We start from the raw sequence: 21,263 nt of genomic DNA, 5'->3' as shown, positions 1-21,263 counted from the left end.
GCGGCGGGCGCCGGTTGCGCGGCGGCGGGCGGCACTGCCGACGCCGGCGCGGCCGACGACAGGAGGGCGAGCGCGATCAGTGCCGCAGCAGCGGCGAGCCGCCGCATCCGCCCTCCCGAGACCGCCATCACGACCGTCGTCAGGCCGTGATCGCGAGCGTCTCGGCTGTTGCGGCGAGCGATGCGCGCGCGGCTGCGGGGCGGTCGTTGAGCGTGCGGCCGTACTCCGGCAAGAGGCCTGCCAGCAGCGGCTCCCACTCGCCCATGCGGTCGGGGAAGCACCGGCCCAGCAGGCCGAGCATGATCGACACCGCCGTGGACGCGCCGGGCGACGCGCCGAGCAGGCCCGCGATCGACCCGTCGGCGGATGCCACGACCTCCGTGCCGAATTGCAGCGCGCCACCCTTCATGACCTGGGCGCGCTGCCCGGCCTGGATGAGGCTCCAGTCCTCGTCTTTCGCGGTCGGCATGAACACTCGCAGGCTGTCGACCTTCTTGCGGTGCGTCTTGCTCAGCTCGCCGACGAGGTACTTGATGAGGTCGACGTTCGTGAACGCGACCTTGAGCATCGGCCCGAGGTTGTGCGCGCGCACCTGGGCGACGATGTCGGTGAGGCGGCCGCGCTTGAGGAACTTCGGGCTGAAGGTCGCGAACGGGCCGAACAGCAGCGACGCCTCGCCGTCGACGACGCGGGTGTCCAGGTGGGGCACCGACATCGGCGGCGCGCCGACCGACGCCTGCGAGTACACCTTCGCCTTGTGCTGCGCGACGATCTCGGGGGCTGTGGTCTTCAAGAACTGCCCGCCGATGGGGAAGACGCCGTAGCCGCGGATCTCGGGGATGCCGGAGGACTGCAGCAGTTTCAGCGCCCAGCCGCCCGCCCCGACGAACACGAACCGCGCGTTGAGGCGGCCGGGGGTCGTGCCGACCGTGCGGCGGTACCTCACCTGCCACGTGCCGTCGTCGTTGCGCGTCAGCTTTCGCACCTCGGTGTTGGTGACCACGTGCGCGCCCTGCGACTGGAGGTGGTCGAACAGCTGGTGGGTGAGCGCGCCGAAGTCGACGTCGGTGCCCGCCGGCACGCGCGTCGCCGCGAAGGGCTCGCCCTTTCGCCGCTGCTGCATCAGCAACGGCGCCCACCCGTTGATCACGCGCGAGTCCTCGGAGTACTCGATGCCCTCGAACAGCGGCTGGGCCTTGAGCGCCTCGTAGCGCTTGCGGAGGTACGCGACATCCTTCTCCCCCCGCACGAACGTCATGTGCGGGGCGGAGTTGATGAATGTCTTCGGGTCACCGAGGACCCCGCGCTCGACGAGCGTCGACCAGAACTGCCGGCTCTGCTGGAACTGCTCGTTGATCTGCACCGCCTTGGCCGGGTCGACCGAGCCGTCGGCGGCCTGCGGCATGTAGTTGAGCTCGCACAGCGCGGCGTGGCCGGTGCCCGCGTTGTTCCACGCGTTCGAACTCTCCTCGGCGACCTCGCCGAGCCGCTCGAGCACGACGATGGACCAGTCAGGCTGCAGCTCTTTGAGCAGCGTCCCGAGCGTGGCGCTCATGATGCCGCCGCCGATCAGGACGACATCGACGGTTTCAGTCACCGTTCAAGTGTACGGCCGCGCCCGACTCGGCTTGCGCCGCTCGGCGCGTGCTCCGAATGTCGGAGAGTCGGCGCAATGTCGGAGGATCGGCGCGGAATCCTCCGACATCCGCGCGATTCTCCGACGTTCGACGGCCGTCAGGCCTCGGCGGGAACGCCCAGCCGCGCCGCGACCACCTCGGCGATCTGCACCGCGTTCAGCGCTGCGCCCTTGCGCAGGTTGTCGTTCGAGATGAACAGCGCGAGGCCGCGGCCGGCCGGCGCCGCCTGGTCAGCGCGGATGCGCCCGACAAACGACGGGTCTTTGCCGGCCGCCTGCAGGGGCGTGGGCACCTCGTCCAGCACGACGCCCGGGGCCTTCGCGAGCACCTCGCGGGCACGCTCGGGGGTGATCTCGCGCGCGAACTCGGCGTTGACCGACAGCGAGTGCCCCGTGAACACAGGCACGCGCACGCACGTGCCAGACACTCGCAGGTCGGGCAGCTCGAGGATCTTGCGGCTCTCGTTTCGGAGCTTCTTCTCCTCGTCGGTCTCGTTGTCGCCGTCGTCGACGATCGAGCCGGCGAGCGGGATGACATCGAACGCGATCGGCGCGACGTACTTCTCGGGCTGCGGGAAGTCGACCGCCGACCCGTCGTGCACGAGCCGCAGCGTGTCGCCCTGCGCGAGCACGCCCTCGACCTGGCCGAGCAGCTCTTGCGCGCCGGCGAGGCCGGAGCCGGAGACCGCCTGGTAAGTGCTGACGACGAGACGCTCCAAGCCCGCCTCGGCGTCGAGCGCCTTGAGCACCGGCATCGCGGCCATCGTCGTGCAGTTCGGGTTCGCGATAATGCCCTTTGGCGGGCTCGCCGCAGCGTGAGGGTTGACCTCGCTGACCACGAGCGGCACGTCGGGATCCATGCGCCACGCGCTGGAGTTGTCGATCACGACGGCGCCCGCCTCGGCGAAGCGCGGCGCGTGGGCGCGCGAACCGGTCGCGCCGGCGGAGAAGAGCGCGATGTCGATGCCGGCCGGGTCGGCGATCGCGACATCCTCGATCACGACCGTCTGGCCGCCGAACTCGACGGCGCGGCCGGCGCTGCGCGCGGTCGCGAACAAGCGCAGCTCGCGGATCGGGAACGCGCGCTCGGCGAGAATGTCGCGCATCACCGTGCCCACCTGCCCGGTGGCGCCAACGACGGCGACGGAGAGACCTGAGTCGGAGATGCGGGTCATGGGTGGATCCTCGAGGAGCGGGGGTGGATGCCGGCGGCGGGCCTGCCGCCATCCGCCCGATTCTACCGGCGCGCGTCGAGCGGCTCGCGCACTCCGCTGTGGCGGGCGGCTTGCGATGTCGGAGAGTCGGGCGGATGTCGGAGGATTCGGCGCGGATTCTCCGACTTTCGCGCGATCCTCCGACGTTGGGCGCGCGTCAGCGGCCGGTTCCGGCGTGGACAACGGCCTCGGTGTCGCCGTCGAGGTCGTACGCAGAGTGCACGACCCGCGCGGCCGCGGTGAGGTCGTCGCCACGCACGACCACCGAGATGCGGATCTCGGACGTCGAGATCATCTCGATGTTGATGCCGGCGGCCGACAGCGCCTCGAACAGCGTCGCCGAGACGCCGGAGTGCGTGCGCATGCCCGCGCCGACGACCGACAGCTTTCCGATCTGGTCGTCGTGCACGAGGCTCTCGAAGCCGATCTCGGCCTGGTCGGCGGCGAGCGCCTTCAACGCGGCGGACGCGTCGGATTTGGGCAGCGTGAACGAGATGTCGGTGCGCCCGGTGGCGGCGGCCGACACGTTCTGCACGATCATGTCGACGTTCGCGCCCGAGCGGGCGACGACCTTGAAGATCTCGGCGGCCTTGCCGGGCACGTCGGGAACCCCGATGACGGTGACCTTCGCCTGGCCGAGGTCGGTCGCGACGCCGGCGACGATGGGCTCTTCCATGTCTTCTCCCTCTTGGCCTTCGGGCCGGGTCATTCCCGGCGCCAGCACGTAGGTGCCGGGTCCGGACGTGAACGTCGATCGGGCGTGGATCAGCACGCCGTGGCGGCGGGCGAACTCGACGGCCCGGATGTACAGCACCTTGGCGCCGTTGGCGGCGAGCTCGAGCATCTCCTCGCTGGAGATCGTGTCGAGCTTGCGCGCTCTCGGCACGACGCGCGGGTCGGCGGTGAACACGCCGTCGACGTCGCTGTAGATCTCGCAGACCTCGGCCTCCAGCGCCGAGGCCAGCGCCACAGCGGTCGTGTCGGAGCCGCCACGGCCGAGCGTTGTGATGTCGCGCGTGTCGCGGTTGAAGCCCTGGAAGCCGGCGACGATCACGATCGCCCCCTCGTCGAGGGCCTCGCGCACGCGGGCGGGCGTGACATCCACGATCCGGGCAGCGCCGTAGTGCGCCGTCGTGATCATCCCGGCCTGGCTGCCGGTGAACGACCGCGCCTCGTAGCCCAACGAGTGGATCGCCATCGCCAGCAGCGCCATCGAGATGCGCTCGCCGCTGGAGAGCAGCATGTCGAGCTCGCGCGGGTTCTGGATCGGCGTGACCTGCGCGGCGAGATCGAGCAGCATGTCGGTGGTGTCGCCCATGGCGCTGACGGCGACCACGACGTCGTGGCCGGCGCGGCGCGTGTCGACGATGCGCTTGGCGACACGCTTGATGCTCTCCGCGTCGGCAACAGACGACCCGCCGTACTTCTGCACGATCAACGCCACGTGGAACTCCCGGGGTGGACAGGCGGGCGAATGCCCAACCCGTCTATCCTACGGATCGATGCCACGGGCCGCTCTGGCCGACCGCCTGCCGGGGAGTCGGCCGCCGGTTGCGGCCAACCAGCATCCCGCGATCACGAGCGGGAACCCGATCACGAGGCCGATCGTGATCTGCTCGCCGAGCAGGACCGCGCCGAGCAGAATGGCCACGACGGGGTTGACGTAGGTGAACAGCGGCGCGCGCACCGGGCCGACCTCGGCGATGAGCGCGAAAAAGCCGATGAAAGCCACCGCGGTGCACAGCACGCCGAGCAGCACGAGCGAGACGGTGCTGCGCGCGGTGGGAGCGGCCGACGGCACGACGAGCGCGATCGGCAGGTAGCAGGCGCCAACGGCCGCGAGCGACAGGGTGATGGAGCCGAGCGCGGGGACGTCGCGCAGCTTGGTGACAACGACGAACGGCGCGACGGCGTAGCAGACCGCCACGAGCATCAGCTCGCCGACGGCGACGATGCCTCCGGCGCCTCCGGTGGTCGCGGCCGGCCCGCCGACGATCACGGCGACCCCGACGAACCCGACGACGAGGCCGGTCGCGCGCAGCGGCTGCAGCACGGCACGATCGCCGCCGGCCAAGCCGATCAGCGCGGCGAACAGCGGCACGGTCGCCACGAGCAGCCCGGTGAGCCCGGACGGGAGGGTGATCTCGGCGTGGCCGATGAGCACGAACGGCCCGGCCATCTCGATCGCCCCGAAAGCGAGCACCCACGGCCATTTGCGCAGCGCCGGCGCGATCGCTTTGCGCTGCAGCGCGATCGGCAGCAACACGAGCGCGCCGACGAGGGTGCGGCCGGCGACGATCGCGGCGGGCGAGAACGTCGCGACGGCCTCTTTGACAAAGAGGTACGGCACGCCCCACAGCAGTGCCATGGCGGCGAACAGCCACCAGCCTCGCGCGGTCATCGGCTACTCGCCCGCGCCCGACGGCGCCGGGCCGTGGGAGGCGATCGGAAAAAGCGACAGCAGCAGCACGGGTTCAGCCTAAGCACAGGGGCGGACAGGATGTCAGACGGCCCGACGCCCTTCGAAAGCGCGGCCGAGCGTGACCTCGTCGGCGTACTCGAGGTCGCCGCCCACCGGCAGGCCGGACGCCAGCCGAGTCGCCCGCACCTCGAGGCTGGCGAGCAGTCGGCTGAGATACGTCGCGGTCGCCTCGCCCTCGAGGTTGGGGTTGGTCGCGAGGATCACCTCTTGCACCGTGTCGCCGGCCAGACGTCGCACGAGCTGCGTGATGCGCAGGTCGTCGGGCCCGACGCCGGCGATCGGGTTGATCGCCCCGCCCAGCACGTGGTACAGGCCGCGGAACTCGCGCGTGCGCTCGATAGCCGCGACATCCTTCGCGTCCTCGACGACGCAGATGAGCGAGCCGTCGCGTCGCGGATCGCGGCAGATGCCGCAGCGCTCATGCTCCGACACGTTGCCGCACACGTCGCAGAAGCGCACTTTCTCGCGCACCTCGACGAGCAGCTCCGACAGCCGCGACACGTCGAAGCCCGGCGTCTGCAGGATGTGGAACGCGATGCGCTGGGCCGACTTCGGCCCGATGCCGGGGAGGCGGCCGAACTCGTCGATCAGCTCTTGAACGATGCCGTCGTACATCGCTACCGGAACCTCGTCGGGGGCTCGTACGGCTCTTCGCGCACGAACCTCGCCCCGAGGATCTGCCGCACCACGGCTTCGCCGTAGCGCTGCACGCCGGGTGTCGCGCGCAGCGTCGCGGTGGTGGGCGGCGCGATGGTCGGCGGCGCGGTGTCGGGTTCCGCCGTCGGGCCCAGCACGTCGGACTCGTCGTCGGGAAGCTCACGAGTGTCGGGCACGACTTCGCCGTCGCGAGGGGGCGCGAGAATCGCGACGCGCGCGCCAGCGGCGGCGTCTTCCGGCTCGTCGTCGACGGCGAACTGCGCCAGCGCCGCGGGCGACGAGTCGGCGGGATCGTCGGCCGGGATGGGGGCGACCGCCCACTCGGTGACCGACGACAGCGCCGCCGAGGAGGGGGATGCGGCGGGGTCGCCCGATCGCGGCGGCTGCGGGCTCGCGCCCTCCGGAGCGTGGGCACTGCCCGACGGCGGCGCGCCCTCCGGCACGTGGGCCCCGCCCTCCGGCGCTTGAGTCTCGCCGTCCGGCCCCTGAGCTTGTCGAAGGGCCTCGCCCTCGGGCTCGAAGCGGGCAAGGTACTTCACACGCACACCGAGCACGCGGTCGATGGCCGTCCGCAGGTCTTCGCTGACACCCGCGCCGGCCGCGCGCTGCTTGAACTTCGCGATGTCGCCCTGGCTGTGGAACGCGAGCGTGAGCACCTCGTCCTCGTAGGAGACGACCCGCGCGTTGCCGGCGACCAGCCACGAGGCGCGCGAGATCTCCTCGAGCGCCTGCAGCACGGCGGGCCACGACTCGCGCACGCGCTCGACCGTGACCGGCTCGGGCGCAGGCGCGACGGGGGCCGATGCCGCGGGAGGCTCGGCGCGTTTCGTCTCGCTCGCTGCGCTCGCTCGCTCAACGACCGCGGGGTTTGGGGCGGGCTGCGCGAAGCCGGTGGCGTGCGTCAGCACGCGCGCCACCATGAGCTCCAGCTGCAGCCGCGGCGACGTGGCGCCGGTCATCTCGTCGAGCGCCGCGATCACAAGGTCGGCCGTGCGGGAGAGCCGGTCGGAGCCGAACGCGGACGCTTGGCGCGCCATCCGCTCCAACTCGTCGGCGGGCACGCCGCGCAGCACCGCGGCCGCGCCCTGGCCCGTGGCGGCGATGACGATGAGGTCGCGCAGCCGCTCCAGCAGGTCGTCGACGAACCGGCGCGGGTCTTGCCCGGTCTGCACGACGCGGTCGATGGCCGAAAACGCCGTCGCCGCATCGCCGGCCGCGAACGCGTCGACCACGTCGTCGAGCAGTTCGGCGTGCGTGTAGCCGAGGAGGGCGACGGCGCGCTCGTAGCCCAGCGACTCGTCCACCGAGCCGGCGATCAGCTGGTCGAGCAGCGACAGGGTGTCGCGCGGCGAGCCGCCACCGGCGCGCACCACGAGCGGCAGCACGCCCGGCTCGACGGCCACCCCTTCCTGCTCGCACAGGGCGCCGACGTAGTCGAGCATCGCGGCCGGCGGCACGAGCCGGAACGGGTAGTGGTGGGTGCGCGACCGGATGGTGCCGAGCACCTTCTCGGGCTCGGTCGTCGCGAAGATGAACTTGACGTGGTCGGGCGGCTCCTCCACGAGCTTGAGCAGGGCGTTGAAGCCTTGCTGCGTCACCATGTGCGCCTCGTCGAGGATGAAGATCTTGTAGCGGTCGCGCGCCGGGGCGAAGATCGCCCGCTCGCGCAGGTCGCGGGCATCGTCGACGCCGTTGTGGGACGCGGCGTCGATCTCAACGACATCCAACGACCCCCCGCCGCCCCGGCCCAGCTCGACACAGCTCTCGCACGTGCCGCACGGGGTGTCGGTCGGGCCCTGCGCGCAGTTCAAGCACCGGGCGAGAATGCGCGCCGACGTCGTCTTGCCGCACCCGCGCGGGCCCGAGAACAGGTAGGCGTGGCCCACCCGATCGCCGCGCAAGGCGGTCATGAGCGGCTCGGTGACCTGCGCCTGCCCGATCATCTCGCCGAACGTCTCCGGACGGTAGCGGCGGTACAGGGCGGTGGTCACCCGTCCAGCCTAGAGCGTGGCCCCGACACCCGCCCCCGGCGGCGCCCGACGGCACCTCAGGCGTCGGGCTCGACGATCGGGATGGTCGTGGTCGTGGGCACAGACGCCGACAACAGCGTGCCGTCCTCGCGGCGGGCGCGGGCAAACTGGCCCAGCGTCGGGCGGCCTTGGATCGTCGGGCCCTGGTCGGCGAGCGGCACCACGACCTCCGAGCCGCCCTGCACGGTGTACGACGTGCCGCGCACGCCGAACTCGACGGCATCCCCTTCTCCCGCGCGCACGCGCAGCTCGCGCGCCGTGATCGTCACCTGGAGTCTCGTCCCGCGCCAGTGCACGGGAAACGACAGCTCCGGCCACGAGGCCGGCAGCCGCGGGTCGAAAGTGAGGTCTCCGAAGTAGTCGCGCAATCCGCCGAAGCCCGACACGAGCGCCGTCCACACCCCGCCGGCCGACGCGACGTGCACGCCGTCCGACGTGTTGTGGTGCAGATCGCCGAGATCGACGAACAGAGACTCGGTGAAGTACTTCAGCGCGAGGTCCTGATAGCCGACTTCGGCGGCGAGGATCGCCTGCACGACCAGCGACAGCGTGGAGTCTCCCGTCGTCAGCGGGTCGTAGTACTCGAAGTCGGCGAGCTTCTCGGACGGCGTGAAGTGGTTGCCCTGCAGGAACAGGGCCAGCACGACGTCCGCCTGCTTGAGCACCTGGTAGCGGTAGATGACCAGCGGGTGGAAATGCAGCAGCAGCGGGCGCTGCTCGGCGGGCGTGTTCTCCAGGTCCCACACCTCGCGCTCGAGGAACACCTCGTCCTGCGGGTGGATGCTGAGCGCGTCGCTGAACGGGATGTGCATCGCGTCGGCCGCGCGATCCCACGCCTCAGGCTCGCCCGGGTCGAGCTGCAGCCGGTCCACCATGCGCCGGTAGACCTCGCCGTCGATCTGCTCCATCTCCCGCACCGTGCGCGCGGCAAAGCGCAGGTTGAAGCGCGCCATCACGTTCGTGAACAGGTTGTCGTTGACGACCGTCGTGTACTCGTCGGGCCCGGTGACGCCGTGGATGTGGAAGACCTCTTCGCCGTCGACGTCGCGCCAGAACCCGAGCGTGGCCCACAGCCGCGCCGTCTCGACCGCGACGTCCACTCCGTTGCGGTACAGGAAGTCGTCGTCGCCGGTCGCGCGCACGTACTTCGCGAGGGCGAAGCTCACGTCGGCGTTGATGTGGTACTGCGCGGTTCCCGCGGCGTAGTAGGCGGATGCCTCCTCGCCGTTGATGGTGCGCCACGGGAACAGGGCGCCCGCCTCGTTGAGCTGGTGGGCCCGCCGCCGCGCGGCGGGGAGCATGAGCTCGCGCATCCGCAGCGCGTTGCGCGCCCACAACGGGGTCGTGTACGTGAAGAACGGCAGCACGAAGATCTCGGTGTCCCAGAAGTAGTGCCCGCCGTAGCCCGAGCCCGACACGCCCTTTGCCGACACGCCGCGCCCGTCGGCGCGCGCGGCGGCCTGCGCGAGCTGGAACAGGCACCACCGGGCCGCCTGCTGCACGTCGTCGTGGCCCGCGATGCGCACGTCGGATCGCTCCCAGAACGCGTCGAGCCAGGCGCGCTGCCTCTCGAAGTGCGTCTGGACGCCCTCTTCGCTGGCGCGGTCCAGCGTGCGCCGGCAGCGGTCGACGAGCTCGCGGGCGGGCACGCCGCGCGAGGTGTGGTAGCTGACGAGCTTGGTGACCCGGATCGGAACGCCCGCCTTGGCCTGCACACGGAACACGTTCTTGGCGATGTCGGGCTCGATCAGCGTGCGCGAGGTGTAGGTGTTGTCGGTCTCGATGATGTGGTCGGCGACGACGGCGAGCGACATCCGCGACTCGGTTGTCAGGTAGCTCAGCACGGTGCGCGCGCCCTGCTGCCAGTACTCCTGGGGCTGCAGCACGCGCTCGGCGATCTGCTCCGCCTTGCGCGGGTCGAACCCCGCCTTCTTCGGCGCCACGGGGAAGCCGCCGTACACGTCCTCGCCGTCCTGCCGGTTCACCAGCTGGCAGTTCACGGTCACCGGGGCGTCGGCGTTGAGCACCGTGACATCCACCGTCATCACCGCGAGGTGCTTCTCCTCAAACGAGACCATGCGCGCGAAGTCGATCCGCACCTCTTTGCCCGCCGGCGTCACCCACAGCACGTGACGGCGCAGCACGCCGTCGCGCATGTCGAGCACGCGCTCGTACTCGCGGATGTCGGAGATGTCCAACGACAGCGGCTCGTCGTCCACGTACACGCGCATGACCTTGGCATCCGGCGCGTTGACAATCGTCTGGCCGACCTCGGCGAAGCCGTACGCTTGCTCGGCGTGGCGGATCGGGAACGTCTCGTGGAAGCCGTTGATGAACGTGCCGTGCTCCATCGCGTGCCGGCCCTCGGGGTGGTTCCCGCGCATCCCGAGATAGCCGTTGCCGACCGTGAACAGCGTCTCGGTGACGCCGAAGTCCTCGAGGCCGATGCTCTTCTCGACGAGCCGCCACGGGTCGACGGGGTAGCGGTCGCGATCGATCACGGCACGAGCTCTTCCAGGTCGTCCACGACGACGTGGGCGCCGGCGTCTCTCAGGTCGTCCTCGCCGACGCCGCGGTTCACCCCGACCACGAGCGCGCAGTTCGCCGCAGCCGCCGACGCCACTCCGCTGATCGCGTCCTCGACCGCGGCGGCACGGTCCGGCGCGACGCCGAGCAGCTTGATGCCCTCGGCGAACACGTCGGGGGCAGGCTTGGAAGCGAGCTCGTCGCGCTCGGCGACCAGCCCGTCCACGATGACGGGGAAGCGGTCCAGGATGCCGGCTGCCGCCAGCACGTCGCGCGCGTTCTTCGAGCTGGACACGACCGCCATCGGCACGCCGGCCTCCTGCAGCGCGTCCAGCAGGCGCAGGCTGCCCGGGTAGGGCAGCACGCCCTCTTCGCGCAGGATGCGGGAGAACATGACGTTCTTGCGGTTGCCGATGCCGCCGATCGTGTCAGCCTCGGGCGGGTCGGAGGGATCGCCCCACGGCACCTCGACGTCACGGCTGCGCAGGAGGCTGGCGACACCGTCGTAGCGCTTCTTGCCGTCGACGTAGTCGAAGTAGTCGCGCTCGGTGTAGGGCGGCTGGATGTTCCAGTCGGCGAAGAGCTCGTCGAACATCGCCTTCCACGCGCGCATGTGCACTTCGGCGGTGGGGGTGAGCACACCGTCGAGGTCGAAGAGCACGCCGTCGAAGGCCGTGAGGTCGTGGCGGGGGGCGTCAGTCACGCAGCAAGCGTAATGGCCGCGCGTCACCCGCGCGCAACCCCGATGGCCTCCAGGGTCTGCTGCGCGATCTCGAGCTCTTCGTTGGTGGGCACGACGAGCACGGCCACGCGCGAGGACTCCGTCGAGATCAGGCGGATGCCGCGCCTCGGCGACTCGTTGCGCTCGGCGTCGATCTCGACTCCGGCAAAGCCGAGCGTCGCCATCGCGCGCGCCCGCACGACGGGGCTGTTCTCGCCGACGCCGGCGGTGAACGAGATCGCCTCGACGCCGCCGAGCTGCGCGATGTACGCCCCGGCGTAGGCGCGCAGTCGGTGGATGTAGACCTCGAAGGCGAGCGTGGCACGCTCGTCGCCGCGCGCCATGCGGGCCACGACGTCGCGCATGTCGGAGACGCCCGCCAGGCCCAGCAGGCCGCTGCGCTTGTTCAGCAGCGCGTCGAGCTCGTCGACGCGCATGTCGGTGGTGCGCACGAGGTGGAACAGCAGCGCCGGGTCGAGGTCTCCTGACCGTGTGCCCATCACCAGGCCCTCCAAAGGCGTGAGCCCCATCGAGGTCTCCACCGAGCGCCCGCCGTCGACCGCCGTGACCGACGCGCCGTTGCCGAGGTGGAAGACGAGCTGGCGCACGTCGGCGAGCGGGCGGTCGAGGAAGGCGGCCGCCGCCCGGCTCACGAACTGGTGGCTCGTGCCGTGGAAGCCGTAGCGACGGATCTTGCCGGCGGCGGCGACTTCCGCGTCGATCGCGTACGTGTGCGCGGCGGGCGGCAGCGTCTGGTGGAAGGCGGTGTCGAACACGGCGACATGCGGCACGTCGCCGAACGCCTGCTGCGCGGCGCGGATGCCGGCGAGGTTCGCCGGGTTGTGCAGCGGAGCCAGCACCGAGAGCTCGTCGATCGCGGCGGCGATCTCGGGGGTGATGACCGTGGATGCCACGAACCGGTCGCCGCCGTGCACGACGCGGTGGCCGACCGCGACCGGGTCGAGCAGCGGACCGTGCTCGGCGAACGCCTCGAGCATCACGGCGAATCCCGCAGTGTGGTCGGGGATCGGCAGCTCGCGCGGATAAGTCGCGTCGAGGAAGGTGGGCGCGGGCTCCTGCGCCCGAGCCGCCACGTGCACGGTGTGCGTGGCCAGCCCGACCGGCTCGCCGATGCGCTCGACCAGCCCGGAGGCGAGCACGTCGCCACTGCCCACGTCGACGAGCTGGTACTTGAACGACGACGAGCCGCTGTTGACGACGAGGACGGCGCTCATGCTTCCGCCTGCGCCTGGATCGCGGTGATCGCGATCGTGTTGACGATGTCCTCGACGAGCGCGCCGCGGGACAGGTCGTTGATGGGCTTGTTGAGGCCCTGCAGCACCGGCCCCATCGCCACCGCGCCGGCCGAGCGCTGCACCGCCTTGTACGTGTTGTTTCCGGTGTTCAAGTCGGGGAACACGAACACGGTCGCGCGCCCGGCGACCTGCGAGCCGGGCATCTTCGCCGCGGCGACGGCGGAGTCGGCCGCCGCGTCGTACTGGATGGGGCCCTCCACGAGCAGCTCGGGCGCGCGCTCGCGCACGAGCGCGGTGGCGGCGCGGACCTTCTCGACATCCGCTCCCGACCCCGACTCCCCCGTCGAGTACGACAGCATCGCGACGCGCGGCTCGATGCCGAACTGGCGCGCCGTCTCGGCGGACGAGATGGCGATGTCGGCGAGTTGCTCGGCGGTGGGGTCGGGGATGACGGCGCAGTCGCCGTAGACGAGCACGCGATCGGCGAGCGCCATGAGGAACACGGACGAGACGACCGAGACCCCCGGCCTGGTCTTGATCGTCTCGAACGCCGGGCGGATCGTGTGCGCCGTCGTGTGCGCCGCCCCCGAGACCATGCCGTCGGCGAGCCCCAAGTGGACCATGAGGGTGCCGAAGTACGAGACATCCGTCACGGTGTCGGCCGCCTGCTCGTACGTGACGCCCTTGTGCGCGCGCAGCCGCGCGTACTCGCGGGCGAACAGGTCGACGTGCTCGGGGTCGAACGGCGACAGCACGCGCGCGCCGGCGATGTCGATGCCGAGCTCGACCGCCCTGCCGCGCACGTCGGCCTCGTCGCCGAGGATCGTGAGGTCGGCGATGCCGCGGGCGAGCACAGTGGCTGCGGCCCGCAGGATGCGGTCGTCGCTGCCCTCGGGCAGCACGATGTGCCGGCGCCGCGCGCGGGCGCGCTCGATGAGGCTGTACTCGAACATCAGCGGAGTGACGACGCTGGAGCGGGCAAGGCCCAGCGCGACGGCGAGCTCTGAGACATCGACGTGCCGCTCGAACGTCGCCAGCGCCGTGTCGTAGCGGCGCTGCGAGTCGTTCGCGATGCGCCCGCGCGCGCTCATGATGCGCACCGCGGTCTGGTACGTGCCGTGCTCGGTCGTGATGATCGGCAGCGACGAGCCCAGCCCGTCGATGAGCTTCTCGATCACGTCGGGAAGCGGAAAGCCGCCGTTGAGCACGATGCCCGACAGCGATGGGAAGTTGCCGGAAGAGCCCGCCAGCAGCGTCGCCAGCAGCACGTCGGTGCGGTCGGCCGCGACGATGAGGATCGCGCTCTCCTGCAGCCGAGGCAGCACGTTGACCATCGACATCCCGGCCATCACGACGCTCAGCACCTCGCGGGCGAGCAGGTCCTCGTCGCCCTTGAGCAGTTGCCCGTCGACCGCGCGCAGCACGTCGCGCACCGACGGGGCGACGAGCAGCCGCTCTTCGGGCAGCGCCCACACCGGCACCTCCCCGTGGCCGCGGACCGACGCCGGCGCGGCGGCGATGACGGCCGCGATCGACGCCGTCACCTCGTCGAGGGCCTCGGGGTCGGCGCGGTTGGCGACGATCGCGAACAGCGACGCGCGCGCGTGCGCGAGCTCGACGAGGGCGAGCGAGGCGATCTGGCCCATCTCCTCCGGCGTGCGCGCCGTGGTGGCGCCGAGCTGCTCGCCGTGGCCCTGCTGCGCCCGCCCGCCCAGCACGAGCAGCACGGGCGCGCCGAGGTTGGCCGCGATGCGCGCGTTGTAGCCGAGCTCGGCGGGGCTGCCGACGTCGGTGAAGTCGCTGCCGAGGATGACAACCGCGTCGCACTGGGCCTCGACCGCCTTGTAGCGCTCGACAATGCGCGCGAGCGCGGCGTCGGGGTCGTGCCGCACGTCGTCGTACGTCGCCCCGACGCACTCCTCGTACTGCAGGCCGACCCCGTCGTGCTCGAGCAGCAGCTCGAGCACGTAGTCGCGCTCGTCGGTGGAGCGCGCGATGGACCGGAACACCCCGACCCGCGGCGTCGAGCGGATCAGGATCTCGAGCACGCCCAGCGCGATCGTGGACTTGCCGGAGTGGCCCTCTGCGGATGTGATGAAGATGCTCTGCGCCACGCGCCCAGCCTAGGGGGGCGCGTGGCGCAGAGCGAGAGCGGATGTCAGTGGGCGTGCCCGTGCCCGTGCGCGTCCATGGCGGCGATCCCGGCCGGGCGGACCATGAACGGGCGCATCATCCCCATGTCCTCGTGGTCGAGGATGTGGCAGTGGTACATGAAGGCGCCGTCGGCGCCGGTGAAGTTGCCGGCCACCGCCTGCCACGTGTTCGGCGGGATGACGAACGTGTCCTTCATCCCCTTCTCCCACTCCTCCAGCGGCAGCGGCGCGGGCGCCGTCGGGATCGGCGAGGTGGTCTTGCCCGCCGCCTGGTCGAAGTTGCCCTGCACCGTGATCGCGCGCCGGTACAGCGTCTGGAACTCGGTCATGTGGATGTGCATCGGATGCGCGGGGCCGCCCAGGTGGATGAAATTCCAGATCGCGAACTCCCCGCTGTTGAGGAAGATCGTGTTCTGGTCGTGGAACAGCTTCGACACGCGTTGGAATGTGCGCAGCGTGCCCGCGGCGTCGACGACCTGGATCGTGCCCTCCTCCAGCTCGGCGGGCGGGTCGATCTCGGCCAGCTCCCAAAACGCCGCGTGCTGGTCGCCCGCGGTGCCCGGTGGCACCAGCGCGATGAACACGTGGCCGTGCTTTTCCGGGATGACCAGGGTCGGCTCGGCGCCGGCCGTCACCGCGTCGTGCGTGTAGCGCGCGTAGTGCGGGTTCAGCGTCGTCGGCAGCGCGAAGTGGTCGGGCGCGCCGTGCTCGCGCACCTGGAACTCCATCACGTGCGCGAAGGCTGCGGCCGGTCCTGCTCCGGCATTCGTGAGCCGCACGCGCGTGCCGCGCAGCGCGCGGAAGTCGATCAGCACGTCGAACCGCTCGGAGCAGTGCATCGGCAGGCCGGCGGCGGGCACCGGCGCAGGACGCGGCAGCAGGCCGCCGTCGGTGCCGACGACGCGCATCGCCGACGAGAGGTCGTTGCCGTCCTCGTCGACCAGGCTCAGCGTGAACAGCCTCGAGTTCGAGGCGTTCAGCAGCCGGAACCGGTACCACGCCGGGTCGACGCGAAGGTGCGGCCAGATCACGCCGTTGACCATCGTGTACGGCCCTGAGACGGGCAGCTCGACCGACTGCGGCTCGGTCTCGCCCGGCTGCAGCGGCTGGTCGATGCGGCGCACCTTGTACAGCAGCCGGCCGTTGGGCTGGTCGCTGCCCGGATCGGTGTCGAGGTTGACGTCGCGGACCATGAGCGGGATGTCGCGGCGCCCCCGCGGCAGCCCGAGCGAGCGCTCGTTGTCGTCGTGGATGAGGTACATGCCGGCCAGGCCCGCGTGCACGCTGAGGCGCGTGACATCCATCGCGTGGTCGTGGTACCACAGCATCGCCGCCTCCTGGCGGTTCGGGTACTCCGCCCACTGCGACGCTCCCGGGCTGATCGCGTTGGTCGAGTAGCCGTCGTTCCAGCCGTTGGTGAGCGCGCCGTGCAGGTGCACGACCGTCCACGGCGGCAGGCTGTCAACGCCCGCCATGAGCGCGTGCCCGGGGAGCAGGTTGCCGTCAGCGTCGAGGTGCCCGGGAACCAGGGCGTCGGTCCCGTTGGTGCTCACACCGATCAGCGGCACCGCGCCGGCAAGCGCGTTCGCCCACTCCACCACGACGCGGTGGTTGCGGTCGGTCACCAGCGTCGGACCGGGGAACGAGCCCTCGTACGTCCACATCGGCGTCTTCGGCAGCTGCGAGTGCAGCCGCACGAGAGCGTTGCGCGCGGCGACGCGCACGGGCTTGCTGCGCCCGCGCAGGTCCCACACCGGCGGAATGCGCAGCGGGTCGCGGAAGGGCTCGAGTCCCAGCACGGGGTCCAGCGCGGCGCGGGCGGTCTCGGTGACCGGATCGGCTGTCAGCGTCATGTTCGTCTCTCCTTCGGTCCCGTCCCGAGCGGGGCCCAACGACCAAGAGAGCCGGCCGCGCGGCCTGATACCCGGCCGCACGAAAAGACTCTCCGCGAACCCGGCAGAGCCTGGTTACCCTTGCTACGTTTCCGTCCTGGGGGAGTTGGCCTGGATGCCGCCTCGCGGAGAGCTTCGACAAGTGTACCCGCCCGCGCGAACGCCGGTCATCGCGTCTTCCCAGAGCCTCGGCGGGTGCGCGTTGTTACCATCGAAGGGCGGGCTTCGAGCCCCCGCCCGAGGGGAACGCACTCTTGTCTGACACCGCGACCGTCGACGCCGAGATCACGGCGGACGCGTTCGCGCGGGCGACCGCCGGCATCCTCGCCTCGATCGAGCAGGTCATCGACGGCAAGCCGCAGGCGGTGCGCAGCGCCCTGGTGTGCCTGCTGGCCGAAGGGCATCTGCTCATCGAGGACGTGCCGGGCGTCGGCAAGACGATGCTCGCGCGCGCTCTTGCCGCCTCGGTGGACGCGACCGTCCGCCGCATCCAGTTCACTCCCGACCTGCTGCCCGGCGACGTGACCGGTGTGAGCGTGTTCAACCCCGTCGACCGGGAGTTCGAGTTCAAGCCGGGCGCGATCTTCGCGCACATCGTGATCGCCGACGAGATCAACCGGTCGTCGCCGAAGACGCAGTCGGCGCTGTTGGAGGCGATGGAGGAGAGCCAGGTCACCGTCGACGGGCACAGCCATCCGCTCCCCGACCCGTTCCTCGTGGTCGCGACCCAGAACCCGCTCGAGATGGAGGGCACGTACGCGCTGCCCGAGGCCCAGCGCGACCGGTTCATGATGCGCATCTCGATGGGCTACCCCGACGCGCGGTCGGAGGCGCTCATGCTGCGCCAGCGCGAAGCCGAGAACCCGCTCGACGCGATCGAGCCGGTGATCGGCGCCGCCGAGGTCGGCGCGCTCATCGCGTGGACGCGCGGCGTTCACGTGGCCCCCGCCATCGAGGACTACGCCGTCGCCCTCGCCAACGCGACCCGCAGCCACCCCGACCTGCGGCTGGGCGCGAGCCCGCGGGCGACACTGCAGCTCGTGCGAGCCGCGAAGGTGTGGGCGGCGCTGGACGGGCGCGACTTCGTCATCCCGGACGACCTGGCGGCGCTCGTCTCCCCCGTGTTCACGCACCGCCTGATCCCGACGCGCGCGGCCACCGGCTCGCGGGCGCGCACGACGGCGGACGGCATCGCCGCGATCCTGGAGCGGATCGTCGCGGCGGTGCGCGTGCCGATCGCCGCGCGCCCGTAGGCGGAGCACGACATGAGCCGCCTGTGGCCCCTGACCCTGCGGGGCACCGGCGCGCTCGCGCTCGCGGCCGCGTGCTTTGTGTTCGCCGCGCAGCTGGGCATCGACGAGCTCGTGTACTTCGGACTGCTGCTGCTGGGCGTGCTCGCCGCGAGCCTCGCCTCGCTCTACCTGACGCGGCGCGCCGACTCGGTCAGCCGCACGGTCAGCAGCGAGCTGGCCGTCGTCGGCCGCACGTCGACGGTCGACGTGCGAGTGGGCGTGCGCACGGTCTTGCCCACACCCCCGGGCAGGTGGAGCGACACGCTTCCGTCGACGCTCGCCGGCGACCCGGTCGGCGTGTTCCCCGCCCTGGAGTCGGGTCTGCGCGGCGACGAGCGCACGGTGCGCCTGAGCTACCCGGTCACCGGCGCGCACCGCGGCGTCGCACCCATCGGCCCGCTGCGCATCACGACCACCGACCCGTTCGGCCTCGCCCGGCGCAGCCACGTGCTGAGGGCGGGCACGCCGGTGACCGTCACGCCGCCCCTCGTCGACCTGCCGGCGCTGTCCGGCCACGCCGGCGCGACCGGCGGCATCCTGCAGGCGACGACCGAGCAGCTCGGGCAGGGCTCTGACAACCTCATCGCGCGCCGCTACATGCCCGGCGACTCGATGCGGCGCATCCACTGGCGGGCCACGGCGCACCGCGACGAGCTCATGGTGCGGCAGGAGGAGCAGGAGTCCACCCCCGAGGCGACGGTCGTGTTCGCGCGCGGCGTCGCGCGCTACAGCGCCGACGCCGCGCGCGAGCCGGGAGCCGACGCCGCGTTCGAGGCCGCCGTCACCGTGTGCGTGTCCGCCGCGGTATCCCTCGCGCGCGAGGGATACACAGTCGAGGTCATCGACGCGGACGGCACGCCCCTCATCGACCCGCTCGACAGCGCCGGCGCCGGCGAGGCCCGCGAGCTGGCCGCCATGCTCATCGCGTTCTCGAGCGTCGTGGCACGCCCCGACGACCACCTCGGCGAGCTGGCCGCGCTGTTCACCGGCGTCACGACGGGGCCGGTCGTGGTGGTCGCCGGGCGGTTCGACCCCGCGGACGCGCGCGCGATCGCGCCGATCGCGCACCACTCCAGCCTGCCGGCTCTGTTCGCGGTCGCGCCGCAGGGCGACGCGCTCGACCGGGCCGCCGATGCCGGGTGGCGCTGCGGCGCCTTCGACCCCGACGCCGATCTCGTCGCGGCGTGGAGCGCGATCGCCGACCGGGGGGCGTCCCGTGTCGGGTGACCACGCACCGGAGGAGCGCCAGCTGCCCGACCTGGCGCTGACGGTCGGCGTCTATGCCGCCATCCTCGCGTCGGTCTTCCCGCTCCTTCGCGTCGTCCAGCCCGGGCTGTGGACGATCGGCGTGCTGCTGCTTCCCGCGGTGGTGCTGGCGTGCGGCTTCGCGATCCGCCGCTTCCGCGTCACGGCGATCGCAGTCAGCCTCATCGAGCTCGTCGTGTGGGCGCTGCTGGTGACGGTCGTGTTCCTCAGCGACTCGGCTGCCTTCGGCTTCCTGCCGATGACGGAGGCGTTCGGCGAGGCCGCGGCGCTCGTGAGGCAGGCGATCGACCTCGTCATCACCGGCTCGGCGCCGCTGGCGGCCACCTTCGCGCTCACGTTCCTCATCGTGACCGCGATCGGGCTGTTGACGATCGGCATCGACCACGTCGTGCTCACGGCGCGGATGCCGCTGCTGGCATCCGTGGGCCTGATCGTCGTGTCGCTCATCCCGTCGCTGGCCGTGCCGAGCGATGTCGACGTGCCCGCGTTCGTGATCCTCGCGGCGGCCCTGCTGTACCTGCTGCGCGCGGAGACGCGGGGCCGGGAGGCATCCGGTGTCCGCCTCCGGTCGCGTGAGACGGCGGCCCCGAACGGCGGCGTGGCCGCCGCAGCTGCCGGCATCGGCACGATCGCGGTCGTGATCGCGGTCGTGGCGGCGCCGCTGTTGCCGGCCTCGGGAACGCTCGCCGGGGCCGGCGCCGGCACGTGGAACAGCATCGACCCCACGCTCCAGCTGGGCAAAGACCTGCGGCGGCCAACGGACGGCGAGGTGCTCACGCTGCGGACGGATGCGGCATCCGCCCCGTACTTGCGGGCCGCGACGCTGTCGTCGTTCGACGGCAGCATCTGGCGCCCCGACTCCAACGGGGTCACGAGCCTGGGCGAGAACGGCGCCCTCGGCGAGGTCCACGTGGCCGAGGGGGTTCGCCTGACCCGGTTCACCACGGAGGTCGAGGTCACCAACCTGCTGAGCGGATGGCTTCCTGTCGCCTACCCGGCGGTGCAGGTCACGGGCCTGGACGGCGACTGGCAGGCGCAGCTGCACAACCGCACGGTGTCGACGCGATCGGCCAACGCGAACGGTCAGACCTACACGATCGTCTCCGACGTGCCCCGACCGACTCTGGAGCAGATCCGGTCGTCGAGCGCGACCGCCCCGACCGCGCCGGAGACGACCCTGGTGCCGGTGCAGACCCCGGCCATCGTGCACCGGCTCGCCGCCGAGGTCACGGCATCGGCCGACACCGACTACGACCGCCTCATCGCGCTGCAGACGTGGTTCCGGACGAGCTTCGACTACTCGCTGGACGCGCCCGTCGCCGACGGCTTCGACGGCACGGGAGTGCAAGCGGTCGCCGAGTTCCTCCAGGCGCGGGAGGGCTACTGCATCCACTTCTCCGGCGCGTTCGCGCTCATGGCGCGCACTCTGGGGATGTCGGCGCGCGTCGTGGTCGGGTATCTGCCGGGCACCGCGACGACCGGCACCCCGTCGCACGAGCGCGTGTTCACGGTGATGAACTCGCAGCTGCACGCGTGGCCGGAGGTGCACTTCGAGGGAATCGGCTGGGTGCCGTTCGAGCCGACCGCGACCCTCGGCACGCCCACGCGGTTCAGCTCCGAGAGCTCGGCCGACCCCGACGAGGGCGGCACGGAGCTCACCCCGGAGCCGACGGAGTCCGCCGTGCCGACGCCGACCCCGCCCAGCGACCCGACGGAAGCCGACGAAGACGTGCCGACCACCACCGACGCGCTGGGCGCGATCACGCGGCCACTCCCGTGGGTCGGGCTCGTGCTGGGCCTCATGCTGCTGCTGGCCGTTCCCGCCGCGTTCGGGGTGTACCGGCGGCGTGAACTGCTGTCGGCGGCGCGCGGCGGAGAGGCGGCAGCCGCGTGGCGGAGCGTGCAGGATGCCGCGATCGACCTCGCCATCCCCCAGCCGCCGGGCGAGTCGCCGCGCGCGTTCGGACAGCGTCTGGCCGCATCGCACGGCGCGCCGCCGGAGGAGATGCGGTGCCTCGTGCACGCGATCGAGTGGGCGAGCTACTCGGGCGCGCACAGCGGGCGCTTCGGCGCCGACCTCGGCGACGCCGTGCTGGCTGTGCGCGGCGGGATGGCCGCCGCCGCGCCGCCCTCGCGGC

General features: G+C 71.6%; 14 protein-coding genes and 1 other RNA gene. 3 read left to right on the top strand and 12 right to left on the bottom strand.

The window, feature by feature from the left end:
- Positions 1-139: 139 nt before the first annotated feature.
- The 12 genes from mqo to ffs form a co-directional block, all read right to left on the bottom strand.
- A complete protein-coding gene (gene mqo / locus QM611_RS03730; protein WP_415078559.1) occupies positions 140-1,597 on the bottom strand; it encodes a malate dehydrogenase (quinone) in 1,458 nt (485 codons plus the stop codon).
- A gap of 137 nt (positions 1,598-1,734) precedes the next feature.
- Positions 1,735-2,811, bottom strand: a complete 1,077-nt coding sequence (locus QM611_RS03725; protein ID WP_415078558.1) for an aspartate-semialdehyde dehydrogenase — start codon at positions 2,809-2,811, stop codon at positions 1,735-1,737.
- A 196-nt stretch (positions 2,812-3,007) separates the two neighbouring features.
- Positions 3,008-4,294, bottom strand: a complete 1,287-nt coding sequence (locus tag QM611_RS03720; RefSeq protein ID WP_415078557.1) for an aspartate kinase — start codon at positions 4,292-4,294, stop codon at positions 3,008-3,010.
- Between the two features lie 48 nt (positions 4,295-4,342).
- A complete protein-coding gene (locus QM611_RS03715; protein ID WP_415078556.1) occupies positions 4,343-5,251 on the bottom strand; it encodes a DMT family transporter in 909 nt (302 codons plus the stop codon).
- 102 nt (positions 5,252-5,353) lie between these two features.
- The gene (gene recR, locus QM611_RS03710; RefSeq protein ID WP_415078555.1) at positions 5,354-5,947 is read right to left on the bottom strand and encodes a recombination mediator RecR; all 594 of its coding nucleotides are present in this window, start codon (positions 5,945-5,947) and stop codon (positions 5,354-5,356) included.
- Between the two features lie 2 nt (positions 5,948-5,949).
- Positions 5,950-7,980 (bottom strand): DNA polymerase III subunit gamma and tau, encoded by a 2,031-nt coding sequence (locus QM611_RS03705; RefSeq protein ID WP_415078554.1) that lies wholly within the window; start codon positions 7,978-7,980, stop codon positions 5,950-5,952.
- 56 nt (positions 7,981-8,036) lie between these two features.
- Positions 8,037-10,520: a glycoside hydrolase family 65 protein gene (locus QM611_RS03700; RefSeq protein ID WP_415078553.1), complete on the bottom strand. Its 2,484-nt coding sequence runs from the start codon at positions 10,518-10,520 to the stop codon at positions 8,037-8,039.
- Positions 10,517-11,248 (bottom strand): HAD family hydrolase, encoded by a 732-nt coding sequence (locus tag QM611_RS03695; RefSeq protein ID WP_415078552.1) that lies wholly within the window; start codon positions 11,246-11,248, stop codon positions 10,517-10,519. Before QM611_RS03695 ends, QM611_RS03700 begins: the two co-directional genes overlap by 4 nt.
- Before the next feature lie 23 nt (positions 11,249-11,271).
- The gene (locus QM611_RS03690; protein ID WP_415078551.1) at positions 11,272-12,501 is read right to left on the bottom strand and encodes an acetate/propionate family kinase; all 1,230 of its coding nucleotides are present in this window, start codon (positions 12,499-12,501) and stop codon (positions 11,272-11,274) included.
- Positions 12,498-14,636, bottom strand: coding sequence for a phosphate acetyltransferase (gene pta, locus QM611_RS03685; RefSeq protein WP_415078550.1), 2,139 nt, complete (start codon positions 14,634-14,636; stop codon positions 12,498-12,500). The genes QM611_RS03690 and pta overlap by 4 nt, the downstream gene beginning before the upstream one ends.
- A gap of 44 nt (positions 14,637-14,680) precedes the next feature.
- The gene (locus tag QM611_RS03680) at positions 14,681-16,528 is read right to left on the bottom strand and encodes a multicopper oxidase family protein (protein ID WP_415078549.1); all 1,848 of its coding nucleotides are present in this window, start codon (positions 16,526-16,528) and stop codon (positions 14,681-14,683) included.
- 80 nt (positions 16,529-16,608) lie between these two features.
- Positions 16,609-16,705: signal recognition particle sRNA small type (ffs, locus tag QM611_RS03675), an RNA gene on the bottom strand.
- Between the two features lie 116 nt (positions 16,706-16,821).
- Here ffs and QM611_RS03670 point away from each other — a divergent pair.
- The 3 genes from QM611_RS03670 to QM611_RS03660 form a co-directional block, all read left to right on the top strand.
- A complete protein-coding gene (locus tag QM611_RS03670; RefSeq protein ID WP_415078548.1) occupies positions 16,822-17,820 on the top strand; it encodes an AAA family ATPase in 999 nt (332 codons plus the stop codon).
- A 12-nt stretch (positions 17,821-17,832) separates the two neighbouring features.
- Positions 17,833-19,086, top strand: a complete 1,254-nt coding sequence (locus tag QM611_RS03665) for a DUF58 domain-containing protein (RefSeq protein WP_415078547.1) — start codon at positions 17,833-17,835, stop codon at positions 19,084-19,086.
- Positions 19,076-21,263 (top strand): transglutaminaseTgpA domain-containing protein (locus QM611_RS03660; RefSeq protein ID WP_415078546.1); only part of this gene is annotated, 2,188 nt, incomplete at its 3' end. The genes QM611_RS03665 and QM611_RS03660, both read left to right, overlap by 11 nt.

The sequence above is a fragment of the Microbacterium sp. genome (assembly GCF_047606685.1).
Taxonomy (GTDB): Bacteria; Actinomycetota; Actinomycetes; order Actinomycetales; family Microbacteriaceae; genus Microbacterium.
Note: the sequence above shows the minus strand (reverse complement) of the source record. Positions and strands in the feature narration are given on the sequence as shown.

Excerpts from the sequence above, each read along its gene's own strand:
- QM611_RS03725 (WP_415078558.1), bottom strand. The coding sequence starts at position 2,811 with ATGACCCGCATCTCCGACTCAGGTCTCTCCGTCGCCGTCGTTGGCGCC.
- QM611_RS03715 (WP_415078556.1), bottom strand. The coding sequence starts at position 5,251 with ATGACCGCGCGAGGCTGGTGGCTGTTCGCCGCCATGGCACTGCTGTGG.
- recR (WP_415078555.1), bottom strand. The coding sequence starts at position 5,947 with ATGTACGACGGCATCGTTCAAGAGCTGATCGACGAGTTCGGCCGCCTC.
- QM611_RS03690 (WP_415078551.1), bottom strand. The coding sequence starts at position 12,501 with ATGAGCGCCGTCCTCGTCGTCAACAGCGGCTCGTCGTCGTTCAAGTAC.
- QM611_RS03680 (WP_415078549.1), bottom strand. The coding sequence starts at position 16,528 with ATGACGCTGACAGCCGATCCGGTCACCGAGACCGCCCGCGCCGCGCTG.
- QM611_RS03665 (WP_415078547.1), top strand. The coding sequence starts at position 17,833 with ATGAGCCGCCTGTGGCCCCTGACCCTGCGGGGCACCGGCGCGCTCGCG.